This window comes from uncultured Chitinophaga sp., from assembly GCF_937898475.1.
GTDB lineage: Bacteria > Bacteroidota > Bacteroidia > Chitinophagales > Chitinophagaceae > Chitinophaga.
Genome location: NZ_CALEJS010000015.1, coordinates 674,088 through 700,805, shown reverse-complemented (window position 1 = coordinate 700,805; position 26,718 = coordinate 674,088). Strand labels below are relative to the sequence as shown.

Genomic DNA, 26,718 nt, shown 5'->3' with positions numbered 1-26,718 from the left:
ATGTTTTAACATTTTATTTTTGTCCGAATTAGTAAACTATCAATCATTTACATCTGATTAACAATTAACCGGTGTAAATTGCAGAACTTGCGCAGGGGCTTGTATTCATATGAAGCAGCGTGTTTTCATATGCATCAACTTGTAACCCGCCCTTTTCGCCCTTTTAACCAATACATATGTGGTGAAACAATGATGGAGAATAACGAATTGAAAAACTACCTTTTCCTGCTGGAACTTGTGCGGGAGGAGGATATTGATACACTGGAATACTTATACCGGGGTGTACAGGAGCGTTATGAACAAGCAACAGAAAACACCGCGGGCGATTTTGAGAAATATCTGCGTTACTACCCGGTCAGGTTAAAAAGCGCCCGGCAACTGGCCGCTTCCTGGCTGGCGCGTTACCCCCAGTCTTATCCCGCGCACATCGTTCTGGCAGCATGCCTGCTGTTTGACGCCTATGCAAAGAGAGGATCTCTGCCGGTTACAGCGGCATCAGTATATAGTCTTAAAAGCCTGAAAGAAGGAATGGATCATGCAGCAGCACTGCTGGATACCGCCAGGGGGTTGTCGCCCAGGCCTTTTCATGCCTGGCTTTATTTGGGATACATGTATGCCATAGACGCCCGTTATGGCGATGAGATTGTGCTGTTCCCCGCAGACCTGGGTCAGGCGCAGCGCATGCCCCTGTGGTACAGGAAGGCGGTACAGCTTGAGCCCGACTCTGTTACTTTGCGTATAGTCATGATGGATGCCCTGCGGCGTGGACAGGCCGCCAGCTGGAATGACAGTATGCAGGGCTATGCGTATCAGCTGTACAGCGGTCTTCCTGCTGACGCCCGCAACCAGATCCGCGCCGCTTACCGGGGGCATTACGCCAGGTACTGCCTTTATCATAAACATGCGCCTGCCGACGCCCTGCAGCATTTTGTTACCATGTACCGGCTTTCTCCGCGCCTGGGCGCACCTGCCCTTGCCGAATATTACCGGCATATCAATGAGCCGCAAAAAGCAAATGAGTACTACCGGGAAGCTTTAAACAGGCATCCGGAGAATGCCGCATTGCTGTACGACTATGCCGCTTCCCTGGCCGCCGCAGATCCAAAGGATCCCAAGATACCTGGTTGTTACCGCAGGGCCGCCAGGTATGGCTACCCCGAGGCCTGGCTGCGATTGGGTGAGATCTATGCCAAAGGCCTGTACGGACAGGAAAAACATTCCGGCAAAGCGCTTAACTATTATCACCTGGCCTTGCGTGAAGGTATCCTGGAAGCGGGAGAACAGCTGATACATCTCTATTGGCAGGGCGATGCTGCCTTTCACCTGATCAAAGACCGCGACAAGGCCGTCCGGATCATGAAAGAGATAGCCCAGGAAGGCAGTGGATGGGCCTGCGCCCGACTGGCCGAACTGGAACTGGAGGCGCGCACCCGCGATCACGATTACAGCATGGCCACTCATTATATCAACCTCGGTATACATTATGGCAGCATGCATTGCTACTACCTCGTAGGAAAACGTATCTACGAAGGCCGCCTGTTATGGAGAAGCGTTCATATTGTGCCGGGTCATTTCTTTAAGCCTAACCGTGACGACAGGAAAATGGCGCTGGACTATCTGCAGAAAAGTGCATCCCTGGGATATATAAAGGCGATGGCCTGCCTGGCCCGCTATTTCGATAAGGGGTATGAAGAGGACAGGAACCCGGAAGCGGCGGCCGACTGGTACTGCAAAACAGCCGACCTGGACCTCCAGGACGAGGAAGGCTGCTGCTACGCTGCATTTAAGGCTGTCTTCTACGGCGAATATAAAAGCCGCAGCCTGAAAGCAGCCGCCCGTTACCTGCACCAGGGGGCAGCGGTAAATGGTTCTGAATGCCAGTACCGCCTTGCTTATGAATTGCTGAAAGGCACTTTTGCCTACAACAACGGACAATTACTTCCTCACCTGGGCGGCGCTACAGAGAACAATATTCGTATAGCCCTTGACTTATACGAGAAAGCGGCTACCGCAGGTCATGTGGAAGCCATGTATTACCTGGCTGAATTCTATGAAAAGAACGCTGCCAGCAAAGCAGATCATCTTAAAGCATTTCTCTATTTCCTGCTGGCCGCTGAAGCAGGAAAAACCGTTGCACAAAAAGAAGTAGGCTGCTATTATCTCAATGGCCTGGCCGTAGAAAAGAATGAAACCTATGCGCGATTCTGGTTAAGTATGGCCGCTGATAGCGGAGAACCGGCCGCCAGGGCACTGCTGGAGAAAGTAGCAGGCAGCGAAGAAAGTAACCGGTTATAGCCCCTCCTCAGTTCCCAAAACTGCAATATCATTACAGGCGTCCTGCCGTAATAGCCACCTGTAGCCACATTAGCCGGCTTTATTGGTCAATTTTAGCTATATTTTCCAAAACAAAAATTTCTTCCTATGGCACTCATTCAACGCTCAGTGAGCACTCCGGAACTCTATTGCCCTTTTCCAACCAACTTGAACCCTCAGGTAACCCTTGCAGACGAACACACTGCAGAATGGGTGAAGAAATTTGGCCTTGTCCGGTCAGATGAGGTATTTCAGCATTACCGGGAACAGAAATTCACGTGGATGGTTGCACGAATGTTCCCCTCCGCAGACTTTGAGGCGCTGTGCATAGCAGCAGACCTTAACACGCTGTTATTTGTGCTGGATGACCAGTACGATGAAGCCAGCGCCGACACCGAAGACGTGCGGAAAAAAGAGAACTTCGAAATGTTCCTTGAGCAGGTGCGCAGCATCCTCCAGGATCATGCAAGGAAAACCCTTTCGCAACATGGCCCAGCCCTGGCCGCCATCAGTGATTTCTGGGAACGGATCTGCCGTCGCAGTACGCCCGCCTGGCAGCAGCGGTTTGCAGAAAGCATGAAAAGGGCTTTTGTGGCCAACCTGTGGCGGATTGAGCTGGTAAAGCAAAACCGCCTGCCCGAGGTAGCAGAGTATATGCAGTTCAGGCAGCAGTTTGGCGGCGCCAACTTTTTTGCAGACCTCGTAGAGGTGATGGAGGGTATCAGCCTGCCCGACGAAGTGATCTGGCATAACACCATCCAGACTATGATCACCCTCTGCTCAGACACGATCTGTTACGCAAATGATCTGTTCTCCTACAGGAAAGAGCTGTTGCAGGGCGACGAAATGAACCTCGTGATGTTATTGAAACGACACGAAGGCCTGAGCCTGGAAGACGCTGTTTTCAAGGCTACAGCTATTCATGATGACAAGGTGAAAGAATTTGTTCAGCTGGCGGGTCAACTGCCTTCCTTCTCAAAGGAAACGGATGCTGAATTACGGCGTTTTATAAACGCGCTGGCAGTAATGATGCGTGGTAACATTGACTGGAGCCGGATGGATACGGCCCGGTATCAGATGGCCTGAGCCGGGGGCTGGATAGCCTTGTTACCGGTATTGATAGCAATGGGGGAAGAAAGGTATTTGTGCATGATCTCGCTCAGCGTCTTGAAGTCTACAGGTTTGAGCAGGTATTCATTAGCGCCGGCCATGAGCAATTCTTCGTCTTCTCCCATATAGCTATCACCCGAGATAACTATAACCGGCAAATGTTGCAACCGGGGATGCCGCCGTATGTATTCAATAGTGGCCTTTCCACTCATTTCCGGCATGTGTGAATCCAGGATCACCAGGTCCAGGGGTTCTTTCTGTGCGATCACCACGCCTGCGGCGCCGTTATCTGCCAGGAAGGTGGTACAGCCGGTGCGTTCCAGGAACTTGGCCAGGTACACCTGGCTCATCTGGTTGTCTTCACAGATCAGTACCCGTTTGCCGGTAAAGTTGGCTGGTGCGGGTTTTTGTTGTGCAGCGGCGGTTTCTTCCTGCCCGGTTTTCAGCGGTATATGAATGCTGAACGTAGAACCCTCTTTCTGTGAGCTTTGCACGGAGATCTGTCCGCCGAGTAATTCAGTAAAATGACGGGTGATGAAAAGTCCCAGACCGGTTCCTTCCATGAGGCTATTCTTTTCCGTCTCAAAAGGATCGAACAGGGTTTTCAGCTTTTCCTCTTTAATGCCTTTGCCCTGGTCTTTCACGGCGATATGCAGGGAATGATCTTTCGCATATGCCCGCAGGGTCACCCGGCTTTTGGGAACAGTGAATTTGATGGCATTCACCAGCAGGTTGCCTACCACTTTGGTCAGCTTTGCCTTATCGCTTACGATGATCTGTGGCAGCTTCTCGTGGAATTCCGTAACAATGCTCACCTGTTTACGGTTGGCGGTGTACTGGTGTACTTTAGTGAGATTGGTCAGGAACTGTCTTATATTGAAAGATTCACTGTCAATATCATTGATCTTGCCTGCTTCAATTTTCGACATGTCCAATACGTTGCTCACCTCCTGCATGGCGGTATGGCTGGCGGTGTACAGGTCTTCTGCCAGCGGGCGCAGCGATGGGTTCTCTTCCACATCATCATTCAGCAGCAGGGTCTGGCTGATCTCGTGTATGGCATTCAGGGGGCCTTTCAGTTCATGATTGGTGACCCTGATAAAAAAGTTCTTGGATATGTTGGTGGCTTCCAGCTCAGCAGCCTGCCGCCTGACATCGTTCAGGAGATCTTCGTTCTTTTTCTTGTAGAGCCAGATCACCAGTATGTCCAGAATTATCAGTCCCGGACGGGCGCCGAAGCGCAGCAGGTCCTGTTCTGCGTCTGTTTTCAGCAGGGCAGGGATGAACGGGTGTGCATCATTGAGTTGACATATTAGTACGGTGAAAAGGGTTATAGCGATCCCGGCGATGCGGTGTTTATCTTTATTAAAGAACAGGAGAGAGGCGCCAAACAGGAAAATGGATGCCAGCCACACTTCTATGATGGCCGCCAGTATACCACTGTAATAAACGAGCGATGCATTGATAGTAAAAATAACGCCGTATGCGGCGGCTATATGAAGTTTCCGTTTGTTCAGCTGTATCATGCACAGAAAGGCCACCGCCTCCAGCGCAGCAGCGAACAGCACCTGCAGTTCGCCTGTAAGAAAATAGAATATTACGCCGAATATGCACACCAGGTTAAGGGCGATCAGGCTGAATGAGTTAACGGCAATAATGGATTTTTCTGAAGCCTGATCTTCGTTCTGCGCTCCGGTCCGTAAGATCTTGTTAATCGAAGTCATCATAAGGGGTAGTGTTAGTAAATACTGTGTACCAGTTAAGGGCATTCATAAATATGGTTATTATAATCTATGGTTATTGAGTGCTGATGTAGTTGACTGCTAAATACTTACCATACTTCCTGCTTCCAACAATAGCACACTTTAGCCGCATCAAAATAAGCATTTTTTGACAATCCGCAAAATGACAATGGTCATGTTTTCTCCGCGCTGGTAGCAGGTATGATGCTTGCGGAACAAAGGGAAAGACAAAAGATTATTGTTTAACCTGTAAAACAGATTATTATGTCACATCAGCAGTATCAGCAATGTATTGAAGCCTGCCAGGCTTGTGCTACGGAATGCCACCATTGTGCTATGGCGTGCCTGCATGAGGAGCAGGCAGACAGCCTGCGTACCTGCATCCAGCTGGACCTGGAATGCGCCGCCATCTGCAACGCATCTGTCCAGGTAATGAGTATGGGCGGGCGCTTCAGTGAGCAGCTATGCCGTGTGTGCGCAGATGTTTGCCACGCATGTGCGGAAGAGTGCGAAAAGCACGCCGCTATGGGCATGGAGCACTGTAGAAAATGCGCCGAGATGTGTAGGAAATGTGCAACTGCCTGCGAAGAAATGGCCGCAGTAGGGCATTGAATACATCAGGTTCCGGCAAATGTTTTAAATTCCTGAAGAGGGCGGGAAACTGCTCCCGCCCTGTTTTTACTGCTCCCCGTCAGTAACACAAAAGTTATGCTGTTGCAACAGGACTTTGAATGAAAAGCGATCTATCTTTGTGTATAATAGAAAGGAATAAACCGAAACCTTTAGAGGGTCATGAACCAATAGCAGCAATCAGATTTAGCAGACATATCCTAACTAACCAAAGCATATTTAATCCGGGTACAACTTTTGTTGGGCTGCACCAGCAACTGTTTTTCTCTATGATCTGCGTGTTGTGTCACGCCCTGTTTTTTCAGCGTTAGCAGTCTATCAGCAGCTACGCACGCCATATACCTATGAAAACTGTTCATTCAGTAAAGCGGTTCCTGACTGCCATTTTAGTGTTTTGTTCATGTACGGTATCCGGCCAGATACCAACTAGTCCCTGCGGACCAAGCGGGGGCAAGCGGGCCGATGTATTAGGCGTGGACGCAAAGTACAGCGCTCCCGGGAGCAGTGCCCCGGTCTTCAGTATTCCAGCCGGCACCAAATCCATTTCAATATATATATCATCCGAGACAGGAATTTCATCCGGGGGGAACGATTATGCGCAGGGTGATGAAGACTTCATCACCATCAATGCCATCATTGATATTGCCTCCGGAACCTCGTCCGGTTATGTGAACTATGCCAAAAACACCAATACCGACGGCTCAGGTACAAACGTATATGGCTGGCAGCACGTTCCGCTGGGCGCCTATATACCAGCCAGCAGTAAAATGGGCGATGCTGTACCGGATCTGAATAATGTGAATTTTTCCATTTCAGGATCTTCGCTTACGATCACACAAAGTCAGACCGGCATACATTCTTCCTACTATGTACAATATCTCTCGCCATATCATAATTCCCTCAACCTGCTGGATCCAAAGGTAAGGGCCCTGTTACATGGAACAGCCGCTTCCAGCAGGGAACTGGTAGTGCCTATACCCGGTGACGCCGATATAATTTTCCTTTCGGGAAAAGGAACAAATTCCAGTTACGCTGATCTGAACACTGCCGACGGTACAGAGGAAGGTTATTCCTCGCTTCGTTTCACCATCGATCTGAACAGGGGAGTAATGAATGGCTTTGTGACCCTGGCAAATGGAGGCGCTGCCAACAGGCGCTCTACCTATGCGATCCGTAATCTCAGTAATACCTATACTGGCCGGTTGTTAAGCTCAGGCGCTGTAAGTGGCGATTACAACGGGAAATCCGCCAATCCCGGGGCCGTTGGTATTTACAATCCCCGTATATACGTGTCCGGATCAAACCTGGTCATTGAGCGGGATGAATACTACGCGCGGGATTTTGACGATGCCTATGTGATGGAATTCTATAAGCGTAACGGCCAGGGAATGAGTGCGGAGTTTGTCAGTTCTGATATCAAGACAATTCCCAAGGGGGAGAGCTCCTACACAGGATTTACACGTACATTTACCATTCCTCCGGGCACCAACGCCATTTATTTTAATGAAACCGGCAATGCGGTAAATGTGAACCGTGAAAGCAACGAAAATTCCCTGGAGGCATATGCCTACATTGATCTGCACACAGAAACTGCTACCGGGTATTTTTACCAGCAGGTGGGTTTGTCTAAAGAGACGCGGCGGGATGATAACTATGCTTTTAAAGGTGTGCCCCTGGACAACAGCAGTACCCGTTTTCATGCCAATACAGCCGGGTTTAAAGGCCCCAATAACTACGATATTTCATTTTCCCTTTCCGCCGATAAAAGCCAGCTGACGGTTACCAATAAAACGGGGCTGGCCAACCCGGCATACCAGATGTTGTTGTACGCAGATTACTATGGCTCCAAGCCGGATATTGCTTTCAACCCCTCCGGTATTAGTTTTAGTAAGGTGTCCTCACATGTGGTGAAAGCGAATATAGCTGTGTGCAATCCCGGATCGGGGAACAGTAATGGGGGGATGCCTGTTTCCTGCTATTACGGCGATCCAACGGTTGATCCAACTGCCAGGCTGTTGTATGCAGGCACCCTGCCGGAAGATATTGAAGCAGGAACGTGTAAGGATTTCAGCTTTGATGTAGACCTGTCGGGCTTCAGCAATCTGAATATTACGCTGAGCATTGTTATTAATGACGATGGAAGTTTTGTGCCAGGCGGCATTGGCCATACCGTAGGCACACCGTTTAACTTAACCGCCCTGGCTACGCAGCACAGCACTTACCAGGAATGTTACTACGAAAATAACCTGATCACTAAAAGCATTGCTGTGAACAATAGTCCGGATAATACCGGCGATACGAAAACTACCCAGCCAGGGGATCTTAAAATACCCACCTTGTTCACGCCGAATGGCGACGGCAGGAATGATGTATTCGAAATACGTGGACTGCAACAATATGCAGAAAATGAACTGGTGATCTTCAACCGCTGGGGTAATGAAGTATACCGCCGGCAGAATTATCAGCATAACTGGAAAGGAGACGGGCTCAGTGAAGGAACTTACTATTACCTGTTACGTATTAAGAAAACCAATGGATCCGGCTGGGAAGTATTAAAAGGGTATACTACCCTGATCCGCGCTTTCAAACAATAACCTAATACAATATCAGGTATGAAGAGAGGGATGGCATTAATGAGTATACTGCTATTGTCAGGCAAACTGCTGTTTGCCCAGCAGGACGCGCAGTACAGTCAGTACATGTTCAATGGTATTTACATCAACCCTGCCTATGCGGGATACAGGGAAGTGCTGAACCTGCACGCCTGTTACCGTGCACAATGGACAGGCATAGCCGGCGCACCCCGCAGTTTCTCCGTAGCAGTAGACGATATTGCCGCCGAAGGTAATGTTGGCTGGGGATTGCAGCTGGCCGGCGACAAGCTGGGCGCTCAAAACACCCAGTCTGTATACGCCAGCTACGCCTATCGTATACGCATGAACGATGAGGGAACCGCCCGTTTGTCCTTCGGCCTCAGCGGCGGTCTGGTACAGCTGGGTGTTAACGGTACGCTGCTGGAAACACTGGATCCCGAACTGGACATGCCGGGTGGTAATCAAAGCACCATTGTGCCAGACGCCAGGGCAGGTGTTTACTATGCGGATGAGCTTTTTTATGCCGGTTTTTCGGTAGATAATCTTCTTACTCCGCATATCAATAAATCGCGTTACGTATACATTCCCCGCCCCAGGCCGCATTATTATGTCACAGCGGGGATGCTGCTGCCTATAGCAGCGGATATTCAGCTGAAACCATCCTTTCTCCTGAAAGATGACCGTGGCGGCCCCACCAGTCTGGACCTTACCGCCTTCCTGCTTTTTTCAGAGAAGATCTGGGTGGGCGGGTCTTACCGTACGGGTGTACGGTTATATCAGAAAGACAACCTGCAAAAATCACTGAAGAATCGCAACGCGGCCGTAGCTGCCGTACAGGTATTTCCTGCGGAAAATGTACGTATCGGTTATGCCTATGATTTTTCTGCAGGCCAGTTTGAAACTTACAGCCACGGATCACATGAACTATCCGTAGGCATTTCCTTCCCGTCATCAAAACGGGATTACCAGCTACCCTGTCCGAAGTTCTTTTAACAGCCGGTGTTTATCTTACCAGGGTCACAACGCCTCTTCTCACCTTTGCCTGGCCCTTGTAGTCGGTATACCTTACCATCCATACATAGGTGCCGCCGGACAGCTGCTTTCCTTTGAATGCACCGTCCCAGCCGCTTTCAGGGTCCCTGCCCGCAAATACCAGGTTCCCCCAGGCATTGAACACTTCCAGCTGGTATTGACTGATGTTGCCATACAATGCAGGGCGGAATATATCATTGCGCCCGTCTCCGTTGGGAGAAAAGCCGCTGGGCATGGTTAGCTCGCACCCTTCATCGCGCAGCTTAATATCAAATTGCTGGCTGGCAATACAGCCATTCTGATCTTTTACAACTGCCTGGTAGGCGCCGTTATCAAGACCCGGAATATTCAAAGAAGGGACGGCTTTGCCATTCAGCTCATACTGATAAGGCGCAATACCGCCCTTGGCTGTTAACATCACACTGCCTTTATGGATGCCGTCGCATTGCATATCTGTTTTGGCGTTCATGTTCAGGTACAGCGGAGGTGATACTATGATATCTACAGGGTCCAGCTGATCAACGCAGCCGTTCATATCTGTCACCATGATGGCGTAGCTGCCTGTCTGCAGTTCCGAAAAGCGTCCGTCTGTACTCCGGATACTGTCTGCTGTCGTGTACAGATAGGGCAGGGTGCCGCCTGTTGCTTTTACCTGTATTTGTCCGCCGGCGTAAGCGCAGCCATTGGCATAGCTCTCCAGGCGCATTTGCAGTAGCGCGGGTTCTGTTACCGCCACATCCGCCTGTCTTATACAACCATTAACATCCTGCACGGCGATTGCATACTTATCTGCGCGCAGGTGGTCAAAGGTGCCTGTTTCCTCCCATCCGTCCATGTTCATGCGATAACGGTAAGGCGCGGTACCGCCCTGTGCCCCAATGGTAATACGGCCATCATCGCCGCCATAACAGCTTACCTGGTGGGTGCCGGCGGTAAATGCAAGGGGCAGTGGCGATCTTACCTGGGTGCTGACGCTGTCGGTACAACCTTTGGCGTCTCTTATCAGTACAAAATGCCTGCCGGCGGATAGCCCGGAGAACAGGGCGCTGTTCTGCCAGTGTTGGCTGCCGTCTATGCTGTATTGGTAGGGTGAGGTACCGCCGGTAGTGCTAATGCGGATACTGCCGTCTGATCGGTCGTGACAGCTGACGCTGTCGCTTTGCACGGTGTTGGTCAGCGTTGCGGGTTCCTGTACTTCGGCAGATAAGCTGGTGCTGCAGCCGTAACTATCTTTTACCAGCACTATATAATTACCTCCGGGCAAACCATCAATGGCGGGCTTGCTTTGCCAGTTAGCTCCGTTGTTGATACTGTATTTGTAGGGAGGAGCGCCTCCGTTAGCCGTTACCGTTATCGTGCCGTTGGATGCGCCATGGCAGCTGACGTCTGTGCTTTGCACACTGGCGGTCAGCAGTGTGGGTTGTCCCAGTGTGACCGTTAATGTGCCCTGGTTCCCCGCCTTGTCTTCAACCAGCACTGTGTAAGTTCCTGCGGGCTGGCGAAAATTGTTCTGTGTCTGCCAGCTGGCCCCATTATTAATGCTGAACCGGTAAGGCGGGGTGCCTCCCTGCGCTTTGACATTGATGGCGCCGTTGGCAGCTCCATAGCAGGAAGCGCCCCAAATGTCGGCAAACAGTTCCAGTGGCCTGGAAACGGCCATTACCACTGTAAGTCCGCGGCTGCAACCATTACGATCCTTCATCGTTACATGCTGCGTTCCCGTTTTGATATGACGGAAAACACCGCTGTCCTGCCAGTTTTTGCCAGCGTCAATGCTGAAAGCATAAGCAGGAACTCCACCACTTACATAAATGCTAAGGCTGCAATCAGTAGCGCTGTCAAAGCTGGCTGCCGAACTTGCAATAGACAGTGCAGCCGGTTCAGTTAAAGTGATTGGTCTGCGGATCATACACCCGTTGCTGTCTTTTACTGCCAGCTGATACACGCCTGCAGAAATACCTGCAAATTCCGGGTGCTGCTGCCAGGTCAATCCTGCGTTGTTGCTGTACTGATAGGGAGCCGTGCCACCCCGGGGCTGTATAACAATGCGGCCATTACAGGCGCCGTAGCAGGGAATATCATTTTGCCGGGTGGTCATGTCTAAGGCCAGTGGCGCCGTAATATCAACGGTAGCGCTGGCCACGCAGCCATTACGGTCTCTGACCTGAACGAGGTGTTCTCCCGGTGCCAGTTGTGTAAAAGCGGGCGACGTCTGCCAGCTGACACCTTTATCAACACTGTACTGGTAAGGTGTTGTTCCGCCGGATGCTTCTACTGTGATACGGCCGTCTTTTCCCTGGCTGCAGGTAACATCTTCGTGTTTGGAGCTGAGGCTCAGCGGGGGCGGCGCAGTAATGCTGGCGTTTACCTGGATCATGCATTCACGCTGATCCCTGATGTAAACCGTGTGGTTGCCGCTTTGTAATTCGTTGAAGCGGGCATCGTACTGCCAGTTTGGGCCATTGTCCAGGAAGTATTGGTAGGGTGGTGTTCCGCCGGATGTTGCTATGCTGATGCTGCCATTACCGAGGTCATAACAGCTGGCTGCAAATGGTTGTGCCACGGCCTTCAGGGCTGCAGGCGCAGTGAGTGTAATGTTTGCATTGGCTTTAACGCCCTCATTATCTTTTACGATGATCGTGTAACGGCCCGGACCTAAGTGCTCAAAATACCGGTCTGCCTGCCAGCTTTTGCCATCGTCCTTGCTGAACAGGTAAGGAGCGGTACCGCCGCTGGCCTGTGCGCTGATACTGCCGTCTGTACCACCAAAGCAGGAGATGGATCTTTGCGAAAGAGTGAGCGTCAGCATGGAGTCCTGCGTGGCTGCATCGGCAATCAGCGACATGGTACTGGAGGCTTTAAGAGGTATTTGTATGGCTGGCAGTAAAAGCATCAATACCGATAATATCCCTGAAAATATGCTGCTGAACACCACTGGTCTTGGCATAGGATCGTTACACATGAGGGTTTTTCATAGGCTTTTCAAAAATAGATAAAGTGTTTACGGTGGCAATCACCCATTCGTATCAAATCGGGTACGCTGCACCTGCTCTTTTGTAAGCAGACAATTTTCTTTCAATCAACTGCTCCAGCTCTCCCGCAGTGCATTGCAGTCCGCTGGCGCTGATACAGACCGGTGATCCGTAATTTTTAAAGTTCATACGCATTCCTTTCCTCGCAATGATATTCTTCTGTTGCAGGATGTAAGCTTCTGCATTCCTGATGATCAGCAGGATCAGTTTCTGGTTTACAACCGTTGTGGTGGTAATGAGCTGAACATCGCTCCAGGGAATATATCCGGCGGCTACGGGGCTGGAATGATCCGTAATGCCCTCATCATCTATCATCAGAGCAGGTTGATGCTGCAATAGTTTTCTGATGGCGAGGCCTGTTCCCAGCAACCCGAGTAGCAAAGCGCACAAGGCAGATCCGTTCCTGATAATGGGATGGTTGAGCAGGCCGGTGCCTTCATTGATGGGCGTCAGCAATATCCAGCATCCCAATACGGCAAATACAGCTGAAATAATAAGTAACCGGGATAGTTTTTTCCTGCTGAAGGGGATGGCAATACGGCCGGAACCGGTGTTATTCACAGGGATCATAGGATAGGTTTATATACACTAAAATACGCGAACGGCTTTTTCCGTGCAAATTATTTTAGCTCCTTATTTTACATATTATTAATATTGCAGGGTATTAATCCCCGGTATACCATGAACCTGCAGATATTCAGGAAATTATACGAGGAAGGGCTGATCTCCGGCAGCGCCTTTGAAAAGGTGAAGACAGCAGAAGAGCACCGGCATTTTTCCGTTCACTGGGAGCTGAAGGCATTGCTGTACCTGGGAGTATTACTGCTCAGCGGCGGGCTCGGGATCCTCATCTACAAGAACATTGATACCATTGGCCACCAGGCCATACTGGCTTTCATGGCCCTTATCTGCGCCGGGTGTTTTTACTACTGCTACAGGAAGAAAGCGCCTTTTTCGCACGTTAGGGTGGCATCGCCCGATGCTTTTTTTGATTACCTGCTGTTGCTGGCCTGCCTCACATTTATCAGCTTTATAGCTTACCTGCAATACCAGTATACCATCTTTGGCGATCATCTCAAACTGGCCAGCTTTGTGCCTATGATAGTGCTTTTTTTCTGCGCCTACTACTTTGATCATCTCGGTGTACTGAGCATGGCCATCACCAACCTGGCCGCCTGGATGGGTATTGTGGTTACACCCACCCGTATATTGAAACAGAACGATTTTCACAGCGGCGATCTTATTTATACGGCACTTTTGCTGGGCCTGATCCTGGTAGCGGCAGGAGAGATCAGCAGGTGGAAGAACATCAAACAGCACTTCAGGTTCACCTATATTAATTTCGGTGCGCACGTTCTGTTCATCGCCGCGATAGCGGGAATGTTCCATTTCAGGAGCCTGTACCTGCTCTGGTTCCTGCTGCTGCTGGGTGTTGCCGCTTATTTTTACCGGCTTTCCAACCGGGAGCGCTCTTTCTATTTTCTATTGATACTTACCTTGTATTCGTATATCGGTATCGTTTATGTTGCATCAGACCTGCTATTTGTGCAGTTCAGGGCTTCCGATATGGGACCGTTATACCTGGCCCTTGGATTTTATATCTGTTCTGCCATCGCTATGATCCGTTTCCTCATTCACCACAACAAAAAGTTTAAAGCTGATGATCGCCTATAACAGGGAATGGCTGGATAATGCCGCATTACAGGAGGAAGCTGAATATGCTCATAAAGAAGGATGCATTTCTGCAGAAGAAAAAGCGCGTATTGCTGCGGCATATCCGTCGGGGTTTTACACACCCAATCCTTTTATCCGCAGTGGCCTTTTCCTCCTCACTGCTGTGATCGTACTGTTTTCGCTGGCTTTCTGTTGTCTCATTTTTATGGCGGGGATCGAGAAAGCCTGGCGTGTATTGGTGTTCATGTTCGGCCTCGGCGTTTACACGGTACTGGAAATTTTTATAAAAGATAAGCAACATCATCGATCCGGCGTAGACGATGGTTTATTGTGGATGAGCGCCATACTGCTGTTGGGTGTCTTCAACATTGATGTCGACATACCTGCCTGGATGCATTGCGGCATGATCTTCCTGGCAGCCGGATATGCTACCCTGCGCTTTGCCGATATGATGATGTCTGCCTGCGCCGTTCTCGCTTTCCTCGGCGTGCTGTTTTACCTCTATCTCGAAACCGGCAGCATAGCCCGCGTCACGGTACCTTTTGTTGTGATGATCGCCTCCCTGCTGATCTATCAACTGGCGCGGCGATGGTGCCGCAATGAAAAGTGGCGTCACTATACCAACTGTTTCGCTGCTGCTGAGATCAGCTCACTCATCACCCTTTACCTCGCCGGTAACTACTTTGTAGTCCGCGAAGTGTCCAACGAGATGTTCGGCCTTCACCTGCTTCCCGGTCAGTCTATTCCTGCCGGCTGGCTGTTCTGGACAACCACCATCCTCATTCCCATCATCTATCTGGTCCTGGGAATCCGTCAGAAGAACATCAGCCTCCTGCGTATAGGCCTGTTGCTCGCTGCCGCTTCCATCTATACCATCCGTTACTACTACAGCATTTTATCCATCGAAGCAGCTATGACCCTTTGCGGCGGACTGCTCATCGCCGTTGCCTATACGCTGATCCGCTATCTGCATACGCCTAAACACGGCTTCACCTATCAGCCGGTGAATCACGCACAACTCTTTGAACGCCTACAGGCAGAATCCCTTATCATCACAGAAACCTTTTCTACTCCGCAGGCGCCCGCCCGCAATACTGACTTTAAGTTTGGTGGCGGTACTGGTGGCGGCGGGGGAGCGGAAGGGGCGTGGTGAGGGCCAGCGGGGCGGATGCTTAATGCTTACTCTTACAGCCAGCCGCTCTGCCCGCTTTGAAATTCCGCTAAAAAACATTCAGCAAACAACAATAGCTAAGACAAGACAGCAGGAACGTTTACAACGCTAACCACGTAACAATAAGATAACATTAAACTGCTTCCTTTGCAGTCAATATGAACTTGTTACGTCTTTTCCTGATCATTGCCTGGTTTCCGCTGCCAGTGTTCGCGCAGCAGGAGCGCTCACTGAAACTTCGCCAGTTTGAGCCAGGTACTCATCTTCAGCAAACGCAATTCACCGATGCTGGTTTTTTGCAGCTGAAAGCGGCTTACAACAAAGCCATCGCGCAGCAAGACCTGGCGTCCGCGGCTGCCAGTCTGCAGCAGATGGGCCGCCGCTGTTTTCACCTGGGGCATTATCCCCAGTCGCTCGACTTTTACCTGCAGGCGGGCGAACTATTCCGCCAGACAGGCCGCATGAACGCCCTGGCCGGGAACCTGGACGACATCGGCACCTTGTATTACTACAACCGGCAACCCGCGATGGCCAAAAAGCAGTATGAAGGGGCCCTGCTGATTTACAGCCGTGAGAAGAACAAAGCAGGTATGGCCGCCACCCTTGGGAAGATCGGCCACCTGTATGAAAAACAGCAATCCTATGATAGCGCGTTCCTTTTTCAACGCCAGGCGCTGGCACAATACCTGCAGCTGGATGATCGGCAGGGCATGGCCAAGATCTATGAAAATATAGGCAGCATACACGAAGACCTGGCCCGTTATGATTCTGCAGGATATTACTTTCAACAGGCCCTGCAGTTGAACAGGGCTATTGCCGATGATACCGCCAGTATTGAAGTGCTCAACAACCTGGGCGATGTACTGCGTAAAACAGGCCGCTACCGCGAAGGGTTATATCAGACACAGCAGGCCCTGGTCCTGGCCCGGAAAGTGAATGAGCCCTACCAGGTGAGCGGCGCCTACCGCGACATGGCCAAAGCCTACCACCTGCTTGGCAGCCACGATAGCGCCTACTATTACCTGGAACTTAGCCGCAGTCACCTGCTGGACATCTATTCAAAGGAAAGCAGCAGGCAGGTGGCACTGCTGCAAACCATGTATGAACTGGAGAAAAAGAACCGCGAGATAGACGGGTTCACCAACACCCGCAGGGTTACCCGCATTACTACCCTGGCAGTGATCATTGTAGTTGTGCTGCTCATTGTGCTGGGCACCGTCATCATCAGCCGGCAGCGCCTGAAGATCAGGCATGCGGAGATACTGGCCCGGCAGGATAAACAGCAATTCGAATCGCAGAAAGAGAAGATGCAGACAGAGCTGGAACACCGGAAAATGGAGCTCTCCGCCCATACGCTGCACATCATACAGAAGAACCAGCTGCTGGAACAACTGCAGCAGCGCCTGGACGAACTGGTGAAAGATGACCGCCGCGACCAAAAAAAGCAACTGAGGCAATTACAGCAACAGATCAACCACAGCTTCCATCATGATCACTACTGGGAGGAGTTCAGCAACATGTTTGAACAGGTTCATCACGCCTTCTATAATAACCTGAAAAAATACTGCGATAAACTAACACCTGCAGATCTGCGCCTGGTAGCCCTGCTGAAAATGAACCTGCCTTCCGGAGACATTGCCACCCTGCTGAGCGTTTCGCAGGACAGCCTCCGGGTAATGCGCTACCGCCTCAGGAAAAAACTGAATATAGATGAGAACCTCACTGCGTTTATTCAGTCGCTTTAAAGTTAGTTTGAGGTTTGAGGTTTGAGGTTTGATGCAGGTTACAGGTTCTCAGCAGGTCAACAGCCTGAACATCTAATTTCTAACAAACCTCAAGCCTCATATTTTCAGACGCTTAACAATTCCTTAATGGCTTTTTTGTTACGGAACCCTGAATTGATAATCAGATAATTATGGCTTATTTGTTCACGTTGTTGCCACTATGTATATGCTTACTGTAACGCTGTTTCCTTTTTGTTACGCCCCGGATCTTGGCAGTGGGTCCGCAGCTTTGCACTTTTGCCCGGGATAAAAAACATACAAGCAATGAAACGATTATTACTATTGTCTGTAATGACCCTGTTATTAAAGACGCTCACCTTTGCGCAGGATGCAGGCCTGGTAACAGGTACGGTGACAGATAAGAACCAGGGGCTTTCACTGCCGGGCGCTACGCTCAAGCTCAGCCCCGGTAATCATTATACGGTATCCAACCAGTTCGGGAGATATGAGTTCCTGGATGTACCGGCGGGCAGCTATACCATTACGATCACTTACCTGGGTTATCAGCAGGCCAGCCAGCAGGTTACAGTAAGCGCCGGTAAAACATCGGAAGTGGATTTCCGGCTGGCAGACCGCCAGATTGCAGGTAAGGAAGTGGTGATCATGGGTGACCGTCTTCGCGGCCAGGCACGCGCCCTGAACCAGCAGAAGAATAACCCGAATATTACCAATATCGTTTCTGCCGACCAGATAGGCCGTTTCCCGGATGCCAATATCGGCGATGCAATAAAACGTATTCCCGGTATCACCATGCAGAATGACCAGGGTGAAGCAAGGAATATCATTATCCGCGGACTGGCCCCGGAGCTCAATTCCGTTACCATGAACGGAGACCGTATCCCTTCTGCAGAAGGGGACAACCGCCGCGTACAGATGGACCTTATTCCCTCAGACATGATCCAGACCATTGAAGTAAATAAAACGCTTACGCCCGATATGGATGCTGATGCCATTGGTGGATCCGTGAACCTGGTTACCCGCGCCGCGCCTAATGGTCCTCGCCTGTCGGCTACTCTGTCTGGCGGCTTCAATCCCATTCGCAGCAAACCGCTGTATACCGGCTCCCTGGTGCTGGGCAACCGTTTCTTTAACAGCAAGCTGGGCGCAGTGCTCAGCGCCTCTTACAATAACAATGATTACGGTTCTGACAATATCGAGGGGGCCTGGCTGAAGGATGATCACGGCAATGTGTACCTGGAAGAAATGGAAATACGCAAATATGATGTACAGCGCATCCGCAGAAGCGCTGCTGCTGCACTGGATTATAAGATCAACTCCCGTCATACGCTTTACCTCAACGGGATGTACTCCTGGCGGGATGATCGTGAGAACCGCTTTGCCTATCGCCTGAAAGATATTGAGCCCGTGTATGACGATAATGAGCAGCTAACTGCTTATACCGGTTCGCTCAGCCGCCAGAACAAGGGAGGCATCAACGGTGGCCGTAATAAGGGCCGGCGACTGGAAGACCAGCGCGTGCAGAATTATTCTCTCAGGGGAGAACACCTGCTGAGTCCCAAGGTAGACCTCGACTGGGCAGTGTCTTACTCCATAGCAGGAGAGCGCCGTCCGCATGAACGGTATATGGAATTTGTGGCGGAAGATGTGCCCATCACCCTGCAGCTGGCAGACTCCCGTCATCCCTTTGCTTCATCCAATGCTAATACGCCTGAGAACTTTGCGTTTGACGGTCTTACAGAGAACAATGATGATACGAAGGACAAAGAGCTGGGTATGAAACTGAACCTGCGCTTCCCTTTCAGCGTGATCGGCGGACAGAAAGGCCGTTTCCGTTCGGGCGTCCGCGTTCGTATCAAAGACAAGGAAAGGAACAACAATTTCTTCGAATACGATCCGCTGTCGCCTGTCGGCAATTTATCCACCCTGCCCGGTGTAACCTGGGATGGTCAGCATTTCCAGCCGGGATCGCAGTATGTACCCGGGGCCTTTGTCAGTAAGGATTACCTGGGCGGCCTTGACCTGAAAAATCCCGCCGTGTTTGAAGAAAAGGAGGAACCTTCCGAATACCTGGCCGTTAACTATCACGCAAGAGAAACCATAACGGCAGGGTATATACGCTGGGATCAGGACTTCTCAGCGAAGCTGTCGATGATTGCCGGTGTGCGGCTTGAGAACACCCATACGGATTATACAGGTAACGTGGTGCAGGAAGAAGAAGAGCTGGCAGGCGAGCGCAGTATAAAGAACAGTTATCTGAACGTGTTGCCCGGACTAACCTTCAGGTATAAGGCTTCCAATGATCTTGTGCTCAGGGCGGCTGTTACCACGTCTATTGCCCGTCCCAACTATTACGATCTTGCACCTTATGTAAGCAGCGTGGCAGACGATGAGCAGCTCAATGCCGGTAACCCGCAGTTAAAGGCGGCTTATGCCTGGAACTTTGACTGGATGGGCGAATACTACTTCAGATCCGTTGGCATCCTTTCCGGTGGTGTTTTCTATAAGCGTATTAATGATTTCATCTACGTGTTCCGGGATCAGCAATACACTACGGAGAAATTCGCGGCAGACTATCCCAAACTGGCTAATCCCGTGCCCGGTGGATCAAATTGGGTGTATATCCAGTCCCGCAATGGTGATAACGTGAACGTATATGGTTTTGAACTGGCCCTGCAGCGTCAGCTGGATTTTCTGCCCGGCCTGCTGAAAGGCATTGGGGTGTATCTTAACTATACTTACACCAAATCCAGCGCGGACGGTATCTATAACGGGGACGGTGAAAAGCGCAGTGGAACAGCCCTCCCGGGTACTGCGCCTCATATGTTTAACGCATCTCTCTCTTATGAGAACCCGCGTTTTACAATCAGGCTCTCAGGCAACTATACTGCTGCCTACCTGGATGAACTGGGCGGTGATGATTTCGCCGACCGTTACTACGACCAGCAGTTCTTTCTTGATGCCAATGCATCGTACAGGATAGTGCAGCGTTTGCGCATTTTCGGGGAAGCGAACAACCTTACTAACCAGCCCTTACGTTACTACCAGGGTGTTGCTTCGCGTACGGCTCAATTGGAGTACTACCGGCCCAGGTATAATTTCGGACTTAAGTTTGACCTTTAATCAGCGGGGATATGAATAACAAACATGTAAAATGTGCGGCCGCATGGTGGATGTGCGCAGCCGCTGCAGCTTGTAATCCAGGCCATACCGCGCCCCAGGCAGATGCACTTAAACCCGTGGTGGTTACGGCAGCGGTGCGACACGACAGCGATGATCCGGCTATCTGGATCAACCCCGCAGATACGGCCGCCAGCCTGGTGCTGGGTACCGACAAAGATTCAGATGGTGCATTGTATGTATTTGACCTCCAGGGAAAAGTGCTGCGTAAAGTAAGCGGGCTTAAACGCCCGAATAACGTAGATGTAGCCTACGGTTTAAGGGTCAATGGCCAGTTTCTTGATATCGCCGTTACCACGGAGCGTGAGACCAACAGTCTGCGTGTTTTCCGCCTGCCGGATATGCAGCCGCTGGATGCCGGTGGCATACCTGTGTTCGAAGGCGAGCAGGATCGTTTGCCGATGGGCGTTGCATTATACACGCGTCCTGCTGATACAGCGATCTTTGCCATCGTAAGCCGTAAAACCGGCCCGGCGGATGGATACCTCTTCCAATACCGTTTGCAGGACAATGGTAAAGGAGGTGTAACGGCAATGCTTGTACGGAAATTCGGACAATACAGCGGTAAAAAGGAAATAGAAAGTATTGCGGTAGATAATGAGCTGGGCTTTGTCTATTATTCTGATGAACAGGCAGGCGTTCGCAAGTATTATGCAGACCCGGACAGGGGAGGGGCGCAGCTGGCTTTTTTTGGCCGCCAGGATTTTATGCTGGACAATGAAGGGATCAGCATCTATAAAACAAGCGATAGCAGCGGTTATATTCTGGTATCAGACCAGGAGGCCAACGCTTTCAATGTATATCGCCGTGAAGGCGATTCCGGCGCTCCTCACCAGCATACCTTGCTGAAGAAGATACCTGTATCTGCCATCAACAGCGATGGATCTGAGGTAACGAATATTCCCCTGGGAACTGATTTTCCCAGCGGCCTGTTTGTGGCCATGAGTACGGACCATACCTTTCATTACTATGACTGGAGACAGTTGGAACGCCTGATCAGATAAAGCGCTGGCACTGGTCCTTGTCTTACTGATTAAAAAAGCCGTTTGCCCTGGTTATGGCCAGCAGGCAAACGGCTCTTTGGCGGTTTCGATAGTATTTTTAGCAGCGCTCTCTTTGCGCGCTCTATGCTTTCGGTATGCTTCTGGCGTATTTGTTAAAAAAGTATCAGCCCTGCAACTGGTTGGCGATGATGAAGTTGATCAGCTCATCCTGCTGAATGGCCGCCCGCTGGCAGGCATCCTGGATATCCTCGCGGGATACGTTGGCTGCAAAGGATTTTTCCTTCAGCCTTTTTTTAACGCCCTTGAGGTCCATGCCATCATAGCCACCCGGCCGCATAAGAGAGTAGGCGTGTATCAGGCCCGATAGCTCATCAAAGGCATAGAGCATCTTATCCATCTTGCTGACGGGTTCCACCCCGAAATACCGGGGGCCATGGGAGGCAATGGCGCGGATCACTTCGGGGCAAACGGCGCGTGCTTCCAGCTCTTTAATGATCTTGTGGCAATGCTGTTCGGGCCAGAGGTCCCAGTCGGCATCGTGGAGCAGTCCTGCCAGCTCCCATCGCCACTGTGCGGCAGCGTCCAGACCTTCTTTCTCTGCTGCCCAGCGGCCCATGAGCCGGGCCACCTGCCGCATGTGCAGCTGCAGCCTTTCATTTTTCACCCAATCCTGTAACAGGGCTTCCGCTTCTTCCCGGCTGAGGGAATTGCCTGAATTGGCCGGGCTGCCGAATTCAGTCCTTCCTAAAGGTATTATTTCCATGACATATGTTTTATGCGCTTAATGTTTTTTCAGCCATTTTTCGAGTAGTCCCGGCCAGGCTTCTGCGGCAGCATTACCGGACCGGAGCCCATATCCATGTCCGCCCTGGGCGTAAAAATGCAGCTCTACCGGTACTTTAGCGTCCCTAAGGGCGCCCGCCATTACCAATGCACTGTTGCCATAGGGATCATCTGCTGTGGCAAACAGGAACATAGGCGGCGTTTGGGCATTCACCTTCAGTTCAGGAGTGAGACTGCGTGAGGGCCCCTGGTCCAGGTAGGCAGGATAGATCAGTACGGCAAAAGCAGGTTTGCAGGACAGCTTATCCGCGTCATCTACCGGTGGATAGGTGTTTTGATCGTATAGCGTGCTTACTCTCGCGCTCAGGCTGCCGCCGGCAGAAAAGCCCATTACCCCTGTGCGTTCCGGCTGCAGCTGCCATTGCGCAGCCCGCTGGCGTACCAGCCGTATGGCCCGTTGTACGTCCTGCAGGGCGCCTGCCTCTTTCTTAGGCACGCGGTATTGCAGCACAAAGGCTGTATAACCCAGGCTGCAGAGCCATTGCGCTATTTCTTCACCTTCCAGGTTAATGGCCAGGATATTATAACCGCCGCCCGGGCATACCACGATACCGGTATGCAGGTTAGCAACACCGGCCTTTGGCGTATATACACTGAGGATAGGATCCGTTACATCGCTCAGGCGCGTAACGCCCCGGCTGCTATCGGGCGTTTGTACTGCGGGGTGTTTAGGCGCCGTTTCTCCGGGAACGCTTCCCGGCCATAAATGAATGGTAGAGGATGCTGTGGGTGTCTGTGCGAATGCTGACAGGTTCATTATGATGCAAAATAGCCATAAAGGGTGTTTCATAAAGTGGAATTTTTTCCATGCCTAAAATACAAATAAAGGTGAAACATGCTCCCGGTACCCTTTTTGTTCTACATCTGCTGTAAACATTATTACAGGACCAAAACAAACAACGGTTATGAAATTACCAATGGCAAGTTTCGTAAATACAGCAGGCAGGCTGTGCCTGGTAGCACTCACGGCGTGGACACTCCAGGCCTGTGGCAGTGGCGCCGGTACACGGGATGCTGTAGACAGCGCTCAGGATGTTAACGACACCACCGCTGCGGTGGATGATGAGTCAGCAGATTTTGCTGTGAAAGCAGCCAGTGGCGGATTAATGGAAGTACAGCTGGGCGATATTGCACAACAGCAGGCAGCTGGTACCCGCGTAAAAGACTTCGGCAACATGATGGTGCGCGATCACTCTAAAGCCAATGACGAGCTGAAATCGCTGGCAGTCACTAAAAATATTACCCTTCCTGACAGCGTAGGTGCTGAGCATAAACAACATATAGACGACCTGAAGAAGAAGAAACGCGGTGAATTTGACCAGGCTTATATCGACATGATGGTTAACGACCACAAGGAAGACGTAGACATGTTTGAAAAGGCCGCCAACAACCTGAAAGACCCGGATCTGAAGGCCTTTGCTGCCCGCACCTTACCCATTCTGAGGGGACACCTTGACTCTGCCAGAGCCATCCAGGAGACACAGAAAAAGCAGATGAACAATAGCAACCGGCCGGAGGCACTCGGCAAATAAATGAATAATGAATAATTAGTAAAGTTTCCGCTTATTAATAATGAATAGTTAATAATTAAAGCCACCAGTATCTCTCTGGCCCCGCCCTTAATTATTAATTATTCATTATTAATTAATTACTGTTTGACCAGTTCAATCTCACAACTCACCCTTACATCCTCCGCCACCACCAGACCCCCGGCTTCAGTGAGGGCGCTCCAATTGAGACCAAAATCTTTACGGTTGATCTTGCCGTTGACGGTGAATCCTGCACGGGTATTGCCCCAGGGATCCTTGATGACGCCGCCGAATTCCACACCGAAGGTGACAGACCTGGTAGTATTGCGAATGGTAAGGTCGCCTGTTACATTGTAGGAGCCATCATTATCTACCGATTCATATTGTTTTGGCACAAACCGGATCCTGGGAAAGGCATGATCATCAAAGAAATCAGGAGAGCGCAGGTGGCGGTCTCGCTCGTCATTACCTGTATAGACGCTGGCGGTATCTGCCGTGAAAACACCTTTGGCTGTGGTAAAATCTTCGCCTTCAGTTTCCACCTGCAGGTCAAACTTCCCGAAGTGGCCGGAAACATTGGTGATCATAAGATGTTTCACCTTAAAACCAATAGTGCTGTGTGCAGGGTCGATAATCCATTTATTGGTTGCCATACAATTACTTTTTAATGAATTTACTTATCAAATCCCACATACCAAATTCCAAATACCAGATTCCAAAGTGGAAAAAGCGTGTAACTCCATTGGGTAGCGTAAAACCTGAGTTTTGGATTTTGGAATTTGGTATTTGGATTTTCATAAGTAATTTCATTTCCGAATGTATGCCATCGTTGATATCGAGACTACCGGCGGACATGCCAGTGCCAATGCCATTACTGAGGTTGCCATATTTGTGTATGATGGTGCAGAAGTGGTAGAGGAGTACCATACACTGGTGAATCCCGGCAGGTCTATCCCGTATTATATTCAGTCGCTCACCGGCATTACGGATGAAATGGTAGCAACAGCGCCGGATTTCGGGTCGGTAGCTCCGGAGATCTACCGGCTGTTGCATGATAAGATCTTCGTTGCGCATAATGTCAATTTTGACTACTCTTTTCTTCAGTATCACCTGGCTGCCTGCGGTTATGAGATGCGGTGTAAGAAGCTGTGTACGGTAAGGCTGGGACGTAAGATCGTACCCGGACTGCCATCTTACAGCCTGGGTAATCTTTGCCGCTCGCTGGAGATACCGGTGCAGCAACGTCACCGGGCGGCGGGGGACGCCGCCGCAACTGTACGCCTGTTTGCCTTGCTATTACAGCGCGATACGAAAGACGCCATTGCAAACGCCCTGAAGGTCGGTTCCAAGGAGCAGTTTCTGCCGCCTAATTTACCACCGGAGCAGGTGATCCAGTTGCCAGGCACTCCGGGCGTATATTATTTTCATGACCAGAAGGGAAAGGTGGTATATGTAGGCAAGGCCCGTAACCTGCGTAAACGGGTGAACAGCCATTTTACCGGTAATAATGCCGGGCCTAAACGGCAGGAGTTCCTGCGTAATATTTATAGCATTTCCTACGAAGTAACGGCTACAGAGTTGATGGCCAATATACTGGAGTCTGTGGAGATAAAACGGCTATGGCCCATATATAACTACGCCCAGAAACATGTGGAGTTCAGTTATGGGTTTTATTGTTTTGAAGACCAGGAGGGGTATCTGCGCCTGGCAATAGAGAAGAAAAGAAAGTACACCACGCCGATGCATGTGTTTAAGCTGCTGGTAGAAGGGCACCAGCTGCTGCGTAACCTGATCAGGCGTTTTGAGCTGTGTCCGCGCCTGTGTTTTTTACAGAAAGGTAACGGGCCATGTATCCCGCTGCAGGAACATACCTGCCATGGTGCATGCGAAAAGAAGGAAGCCCCTGACCTGTATAATCAACGGGTACAGGAAGCAGTGGTTTGGTTGCAGGAACAACAGCCCTCTTTTGTGATCCTGGATCACGGAAGGGATGCAGATGAGCAAAGTTGTATCCTTATGGAAAAAGGGCGGTTCTACGGCATGGGATACGTTCCCCGGGACATTGCCGTTACAGGCAGCCATCAACTGAAAGAATGGCTTACCCCTTATCCCGAAAATGAATACATTCTAAACCTGCTCCGGCAATATGCTGCCGGTAAAACCACCCGTTTAATGTCTTTGGATACTTAACGTTGCACGTTGAACGCTCAATGCGTAACGCTTAACACGCTGATAGCGTTCAGCGTTTAGCTTTCAGCCTTCAGCGTAAAAAAGGTTAAAGGCAATGCGGTTTGACCGTATCTACATTCCTTTCATGCCTCGCTTTCACAAATAGGTTGCCTCGCTATAATAATATGATTGTCCCTTACTTAGTGAAAAACCGCAATGCCTTACTTACCTGTTTGTTTGGCCAAGCGCCTGATGTTAACCGATTACTGTTGCTGTAAAAGGAACTTCACAGGCAGCTCATAGTACACGTTTACAACGCGGCCTTCGTACTCTACCGGGGAGAATTTCAGCTGAGCAGCTGCATCGAGTGCGGCTTCTTCCAGTCCGTAACCCAGTTTGGTCAGGGCCTGCAGTTCGCTGATCTTACCTTTGGTGTCAACGATAAAGGATACATACACCGTACCGGTGATACCGTTCTCTTTCGCTTTGAAGGGATACTTCAGGTTAGCGTACAGGGAAGCGGTAGCATCCGCCAGTTGCTGTCTCTGTGCAGAAGTGTAGGTTACTACACTGAACACAGTGTCAGGCTTGCTGTTGCGTGAACGGATGTAGTAAGCGTCGGCAACGATGTTGTCCTGGATGGTGTAGCCATGTTGTACCTGCTTTGAATCGAAGTAGGTATAAGACCACCGGCCGGGTTTCAACAGGTTTTCGCCGCCTTCACCGTTCAGTTGCAGGAAGGTGTTGGTTCCGTTTTCAGCCTTGTTGATAATAAAACGAATCGCACCGTTCTTGTAATAAACGGTATCATTAGACGCCTTCAATTGTAGGGAGCAGCAAAGCGTCATAATAAATAAAACGGCTGCTCCTGAAAATTGCTTCTTCATAGGTCGTTTGTTTTATTGATAAAGGATTTGTTATACATACATAAACAATCAATTAAAGTGCGTTTT

At 50.4% G+C, this 26,718-nt stretch carries 19 protein-coding genes; 12 read left to right on the top strand and 7 right to left on the bottom strand.

Features of this window, described 5'->3' with window-relative positions:
• Positions 1 to 189: 189 nt before the first annotated feature.
• Positions 190 to 2,295, top strand: a complete 2,106-nt coding sequence (locus Q0577_RS09705) for a hypothetical protein (protein WP_298735441.1) — start codon at positions 190 to 192, stop codon at positions 2,293 to 2,295.
• A 126-nt stretch (positions 2,296 to 2,421) separates the two neighbouring features.
• Positions 2,422 to 3,399 carry a hypothetical protein gene (locus tag Q0577_RS09700; RefSeq protein WP_298735440.1) on the top strand — a complete coding sequence of 326 codons (978 nt, stop codon included), beginning with the start codon at positions 2,422 to 2,424 and terminating at the stop codon, positions 3,397 to 3,399.
• On the opposite strand, the gene Q0577_RS09695 is transcribed toward Q0577_RS09700, so the two are convergent.
• On the bottom strand, positions 3,387 to 5,150 hold the full coding sequence (locus tag Q0577_RS09695) for a hybrid sensor histidine kinase/response regulator (protein ID WP_298735438.1): 1,764 nt from the start codon (positions 5,148 to 5,150) through the stop codon (positions 3,387 to 3,389). The two genes, Q0577_RS09700 and Q0577_RS09695, sit on opposite strands and share 13 nt — an antisense overlap.
• 279 nt (positions 5,151 to 5,429) lie before the next feature.
• Here Q0577_RS09695 and Q0577_RS09690 point away from each other — a divergent pair, with 279 nt between their 5' ends.
• From Q0577_RS09690 to Q0577_RS09680, 3 genes are all read left to right on the top strand, one after another.
• Positions 5,430 to 5,777 (top strand): four-helix bundle copper-binding protein, encoded by a 348-nt coding sequence (locus Q0577_RS09690; RefSeq protein ID WP_298735437.1) that lies wholly within the window; start codon positions 5,430 to 5,432, stop codon positions 5,775 to 5,777.
• Positions 5,778 to 6,139: 362 nt separating this feature from the next.
• A complete protein-coding gene (locus tag Q0577_RS09685; RefSeq protein ID WP_298735435.1) occupies positions 6,140 to 8,389 on the top strand; it encodes a gliding motility-associated C-terminal domain-containing protein in 2,250 nt (749 codons plus the stop codon).
• Positions 8,390 to 8,407: 18 nt separating this feature from the next.
• Positions 8,408 to 9,382, top strand: a complete 975-nt coding sequence (locus Q0577_RS09680) for a type IX secretion system membrane protein PorP/SprF (protein WP_298735432.1) — start codon at positions 8,408 to 8,410, stop codon at positions 9,380 to 9,382.
• Between the two features lie 10 nt (positions 9,383 to 9,392).
• Here Q0577_RS09680 and Q0577_RS09675 read toward each other — a convergent pair whose 3' ends face one another.
• Both Q0577_RS09675 and Q0577_RS09670 read right to left on the bottom strand, forming a co-directional pair.
• A complete protein-coding gene (locus tag Q0577_RS09675; protein WP_298735429.1) occupies positions 9,393 to 12,383 on the bottom strand; it encodes a gliding motility-associated C-terminal domain-containing protein in 2,991 nt (996 codons plus the stop codon).
• 64 nt (positions 12,384 to 12,447) lie between these two features.
• Positions 12,448 to 13,023: an STM3941 family protein gene (locus Q0577_RS09670; protein WP_298735427.1), complete on the bottom strand. Its 576-nt coding sequence runs from the start codon at positions 13,021 to 13,023 to the stop codon at positions 12,448 to 12,450.
• A gap of 111 nt (positions 13,024 to 13,134) precedes the next feature.
• Here Q0577_RS09670 and Q0577_RS09665 point away from each other — a divergent pair, with 111 nt between their 5' ends.
• From Q0577_RS09665 to Q0577_RS09645, 5 genes are all read left to right on the top strand, one after another.
• Complete coding sequence (locus Q0577_RS09665) at positions 13,135 to 14,127, top strand: DUF2157 domain-containing protein (protein ID WP_298735426.1); 993 nt, start codon at positions 13,135 to 13,137, stop codon at positions 14,125 to 14,127.
• Positions 14,114 to 15,280, top strand: coding sequence for a hypothetical protein (locus tag Q0577_RS09660; RefSeq protein ID WP_298735424.1), 1,167 nt, complete (start codon positions 14,114 to 14,116; stop codon positions 15,278 to 15,280). Before Q0577_RS09665 ends, Q0577_RS09660 begins: the two co-directional genes overlap by 14 nt.
• A 176-nt stretch (positions 15,281 to 15,456) precedes the next feature.
• On the top strand, positions 15,457 to 17,043 hold the full coding sequence (locus Q0577_RS09655) for a tetratricopeptide repeat protein (RefSeq protein ID WP_298735422.1): 1,587 nt from the start codon (positions 15,457 to 15,459) through the stop codon (positions 17,041 to 17,043).
• A gap of 303 nt (positions 17,044 to 17,346) precedes the next feature.
• Positions 17,347 to 20,163, top strand: a complete 2,817-nt coding sequence (locus Q0577_RS09650; protein ID WP_298735420.1) for a TonB-dependent receptor — start codon at positions 17,347 to 17,349, stop codon at positions 20,161 to 20,163.
• A gap of 11 nt (positions 20,164 to 20,174) precedes the next feature.
• Positions 20,175 to 21,224: a phytase gene (locus Q0577_RS09645; RefSeq protein ID WP_298735418.1), complete on the top strand. Its 1,050-nt coding sequence runs from the start codon at positions 20,175 to 20,177 to the stop codon at positions 21,222 to 21,224.
• Between the two features lie 163 nt (positions 21,225 to 21,387).
• Here Q0577_RS09645 and Q0577_RS09640 read toward each other — a convergent pair whose 3' ends face one another.
• Both Q0577_RS09640 and Q0577_RS09635 read right to left on the bottom strand, forming a co-directional pair.
• The gene (locus tag Q0577_RS09640; RefSeq protein ID WP_298735415.1) at positions 21,388 to 21,987 is read right to left on the bottom strand and encodes a hydrolase; all 600 of its coding nucleotides are present in this window, start codon (positions 21,985 to 21,987) and stop codon (positions 21,388 to 21,390) included.
• An 18-nt stretch (positions 21,988 to 22,005) separates the two neighbouring features.
• The gene (locus Q0577_RS09635) at positions 22,006 to 22,824 is read right to left on the bottom strand and encodes an alpha/beta hydrolase (RefSeq protein WP_298735413.1); all 819 of its coding nucleotides are present in this window, start codon (positions 22,822 to 22,824) and stop codon (positions 22,006 to 22,008) included.
• Between the two features lie 148 nt (positions 22,825 to 22,972).
• Between Q0577_RS09635 and Q0577_RS09630 the strand changes: the two genes are divergently transcribed.
• On the top strand, positions 22,973 to 23,599 hold the full coding sequence (locus Q0577_RS09630) for a DUF4142 domain-containing protein (RefSeq protein WP_298735412.1): 627 nt from the start codon (positions 22,973 to 22,975) through the stop codon (positions 23,597 to 23,599).
• Between the two features lie 116 nt (positions 23,600 to 23,715).
• Here the strand turns inward: Q0577_RS09630 and Q0577_RS09625 are convergent, their stop codons facing one another.
• Complete coding sequence (locus Q0577_RS09625; protein WP_298735407.1) at positions 23,716 to 24,249, bottom strand: YceI family protein; 534 nt, start codon at positions 24,247 to 24,249, stop codon at positions 23,716 to 23,718.
• Between the two features lie 163 nt (positions 24,250 to 24,412).
• On the opposite strand from Q0577_RS09625, the gene Q0577_RS09620 reads away from it, so the two are divergent.
• Entirely contained in the window at positions 24,413 to 25,786 is a 1,374-nt protein-coding gene (locus Q0577_RS09620) for an exonuclease domain-containing protein (protein ID WP_298735404.1), read from the top strand.
• A gap of 242 nt (positions 25,787 to 26,028) precedes the next feature.
• On the opposite strand, the gene Q0577_RS09615 is transcribed toward Q0577_RS09620, so the two are convergent.
• Positions 26,029 to 26,652 (bottom strand): TonB family protein, encoded by a 624-nt coding sequence (locus Q0577_RS09615; protein WP_298735403.1) that lies wholly within the window; start codon positions 26,650 to 26,652, stop codon positions 26,029 to 26,031.
• Positions 26,653 to 26,718: the final 66 nt, after the last annotated feature.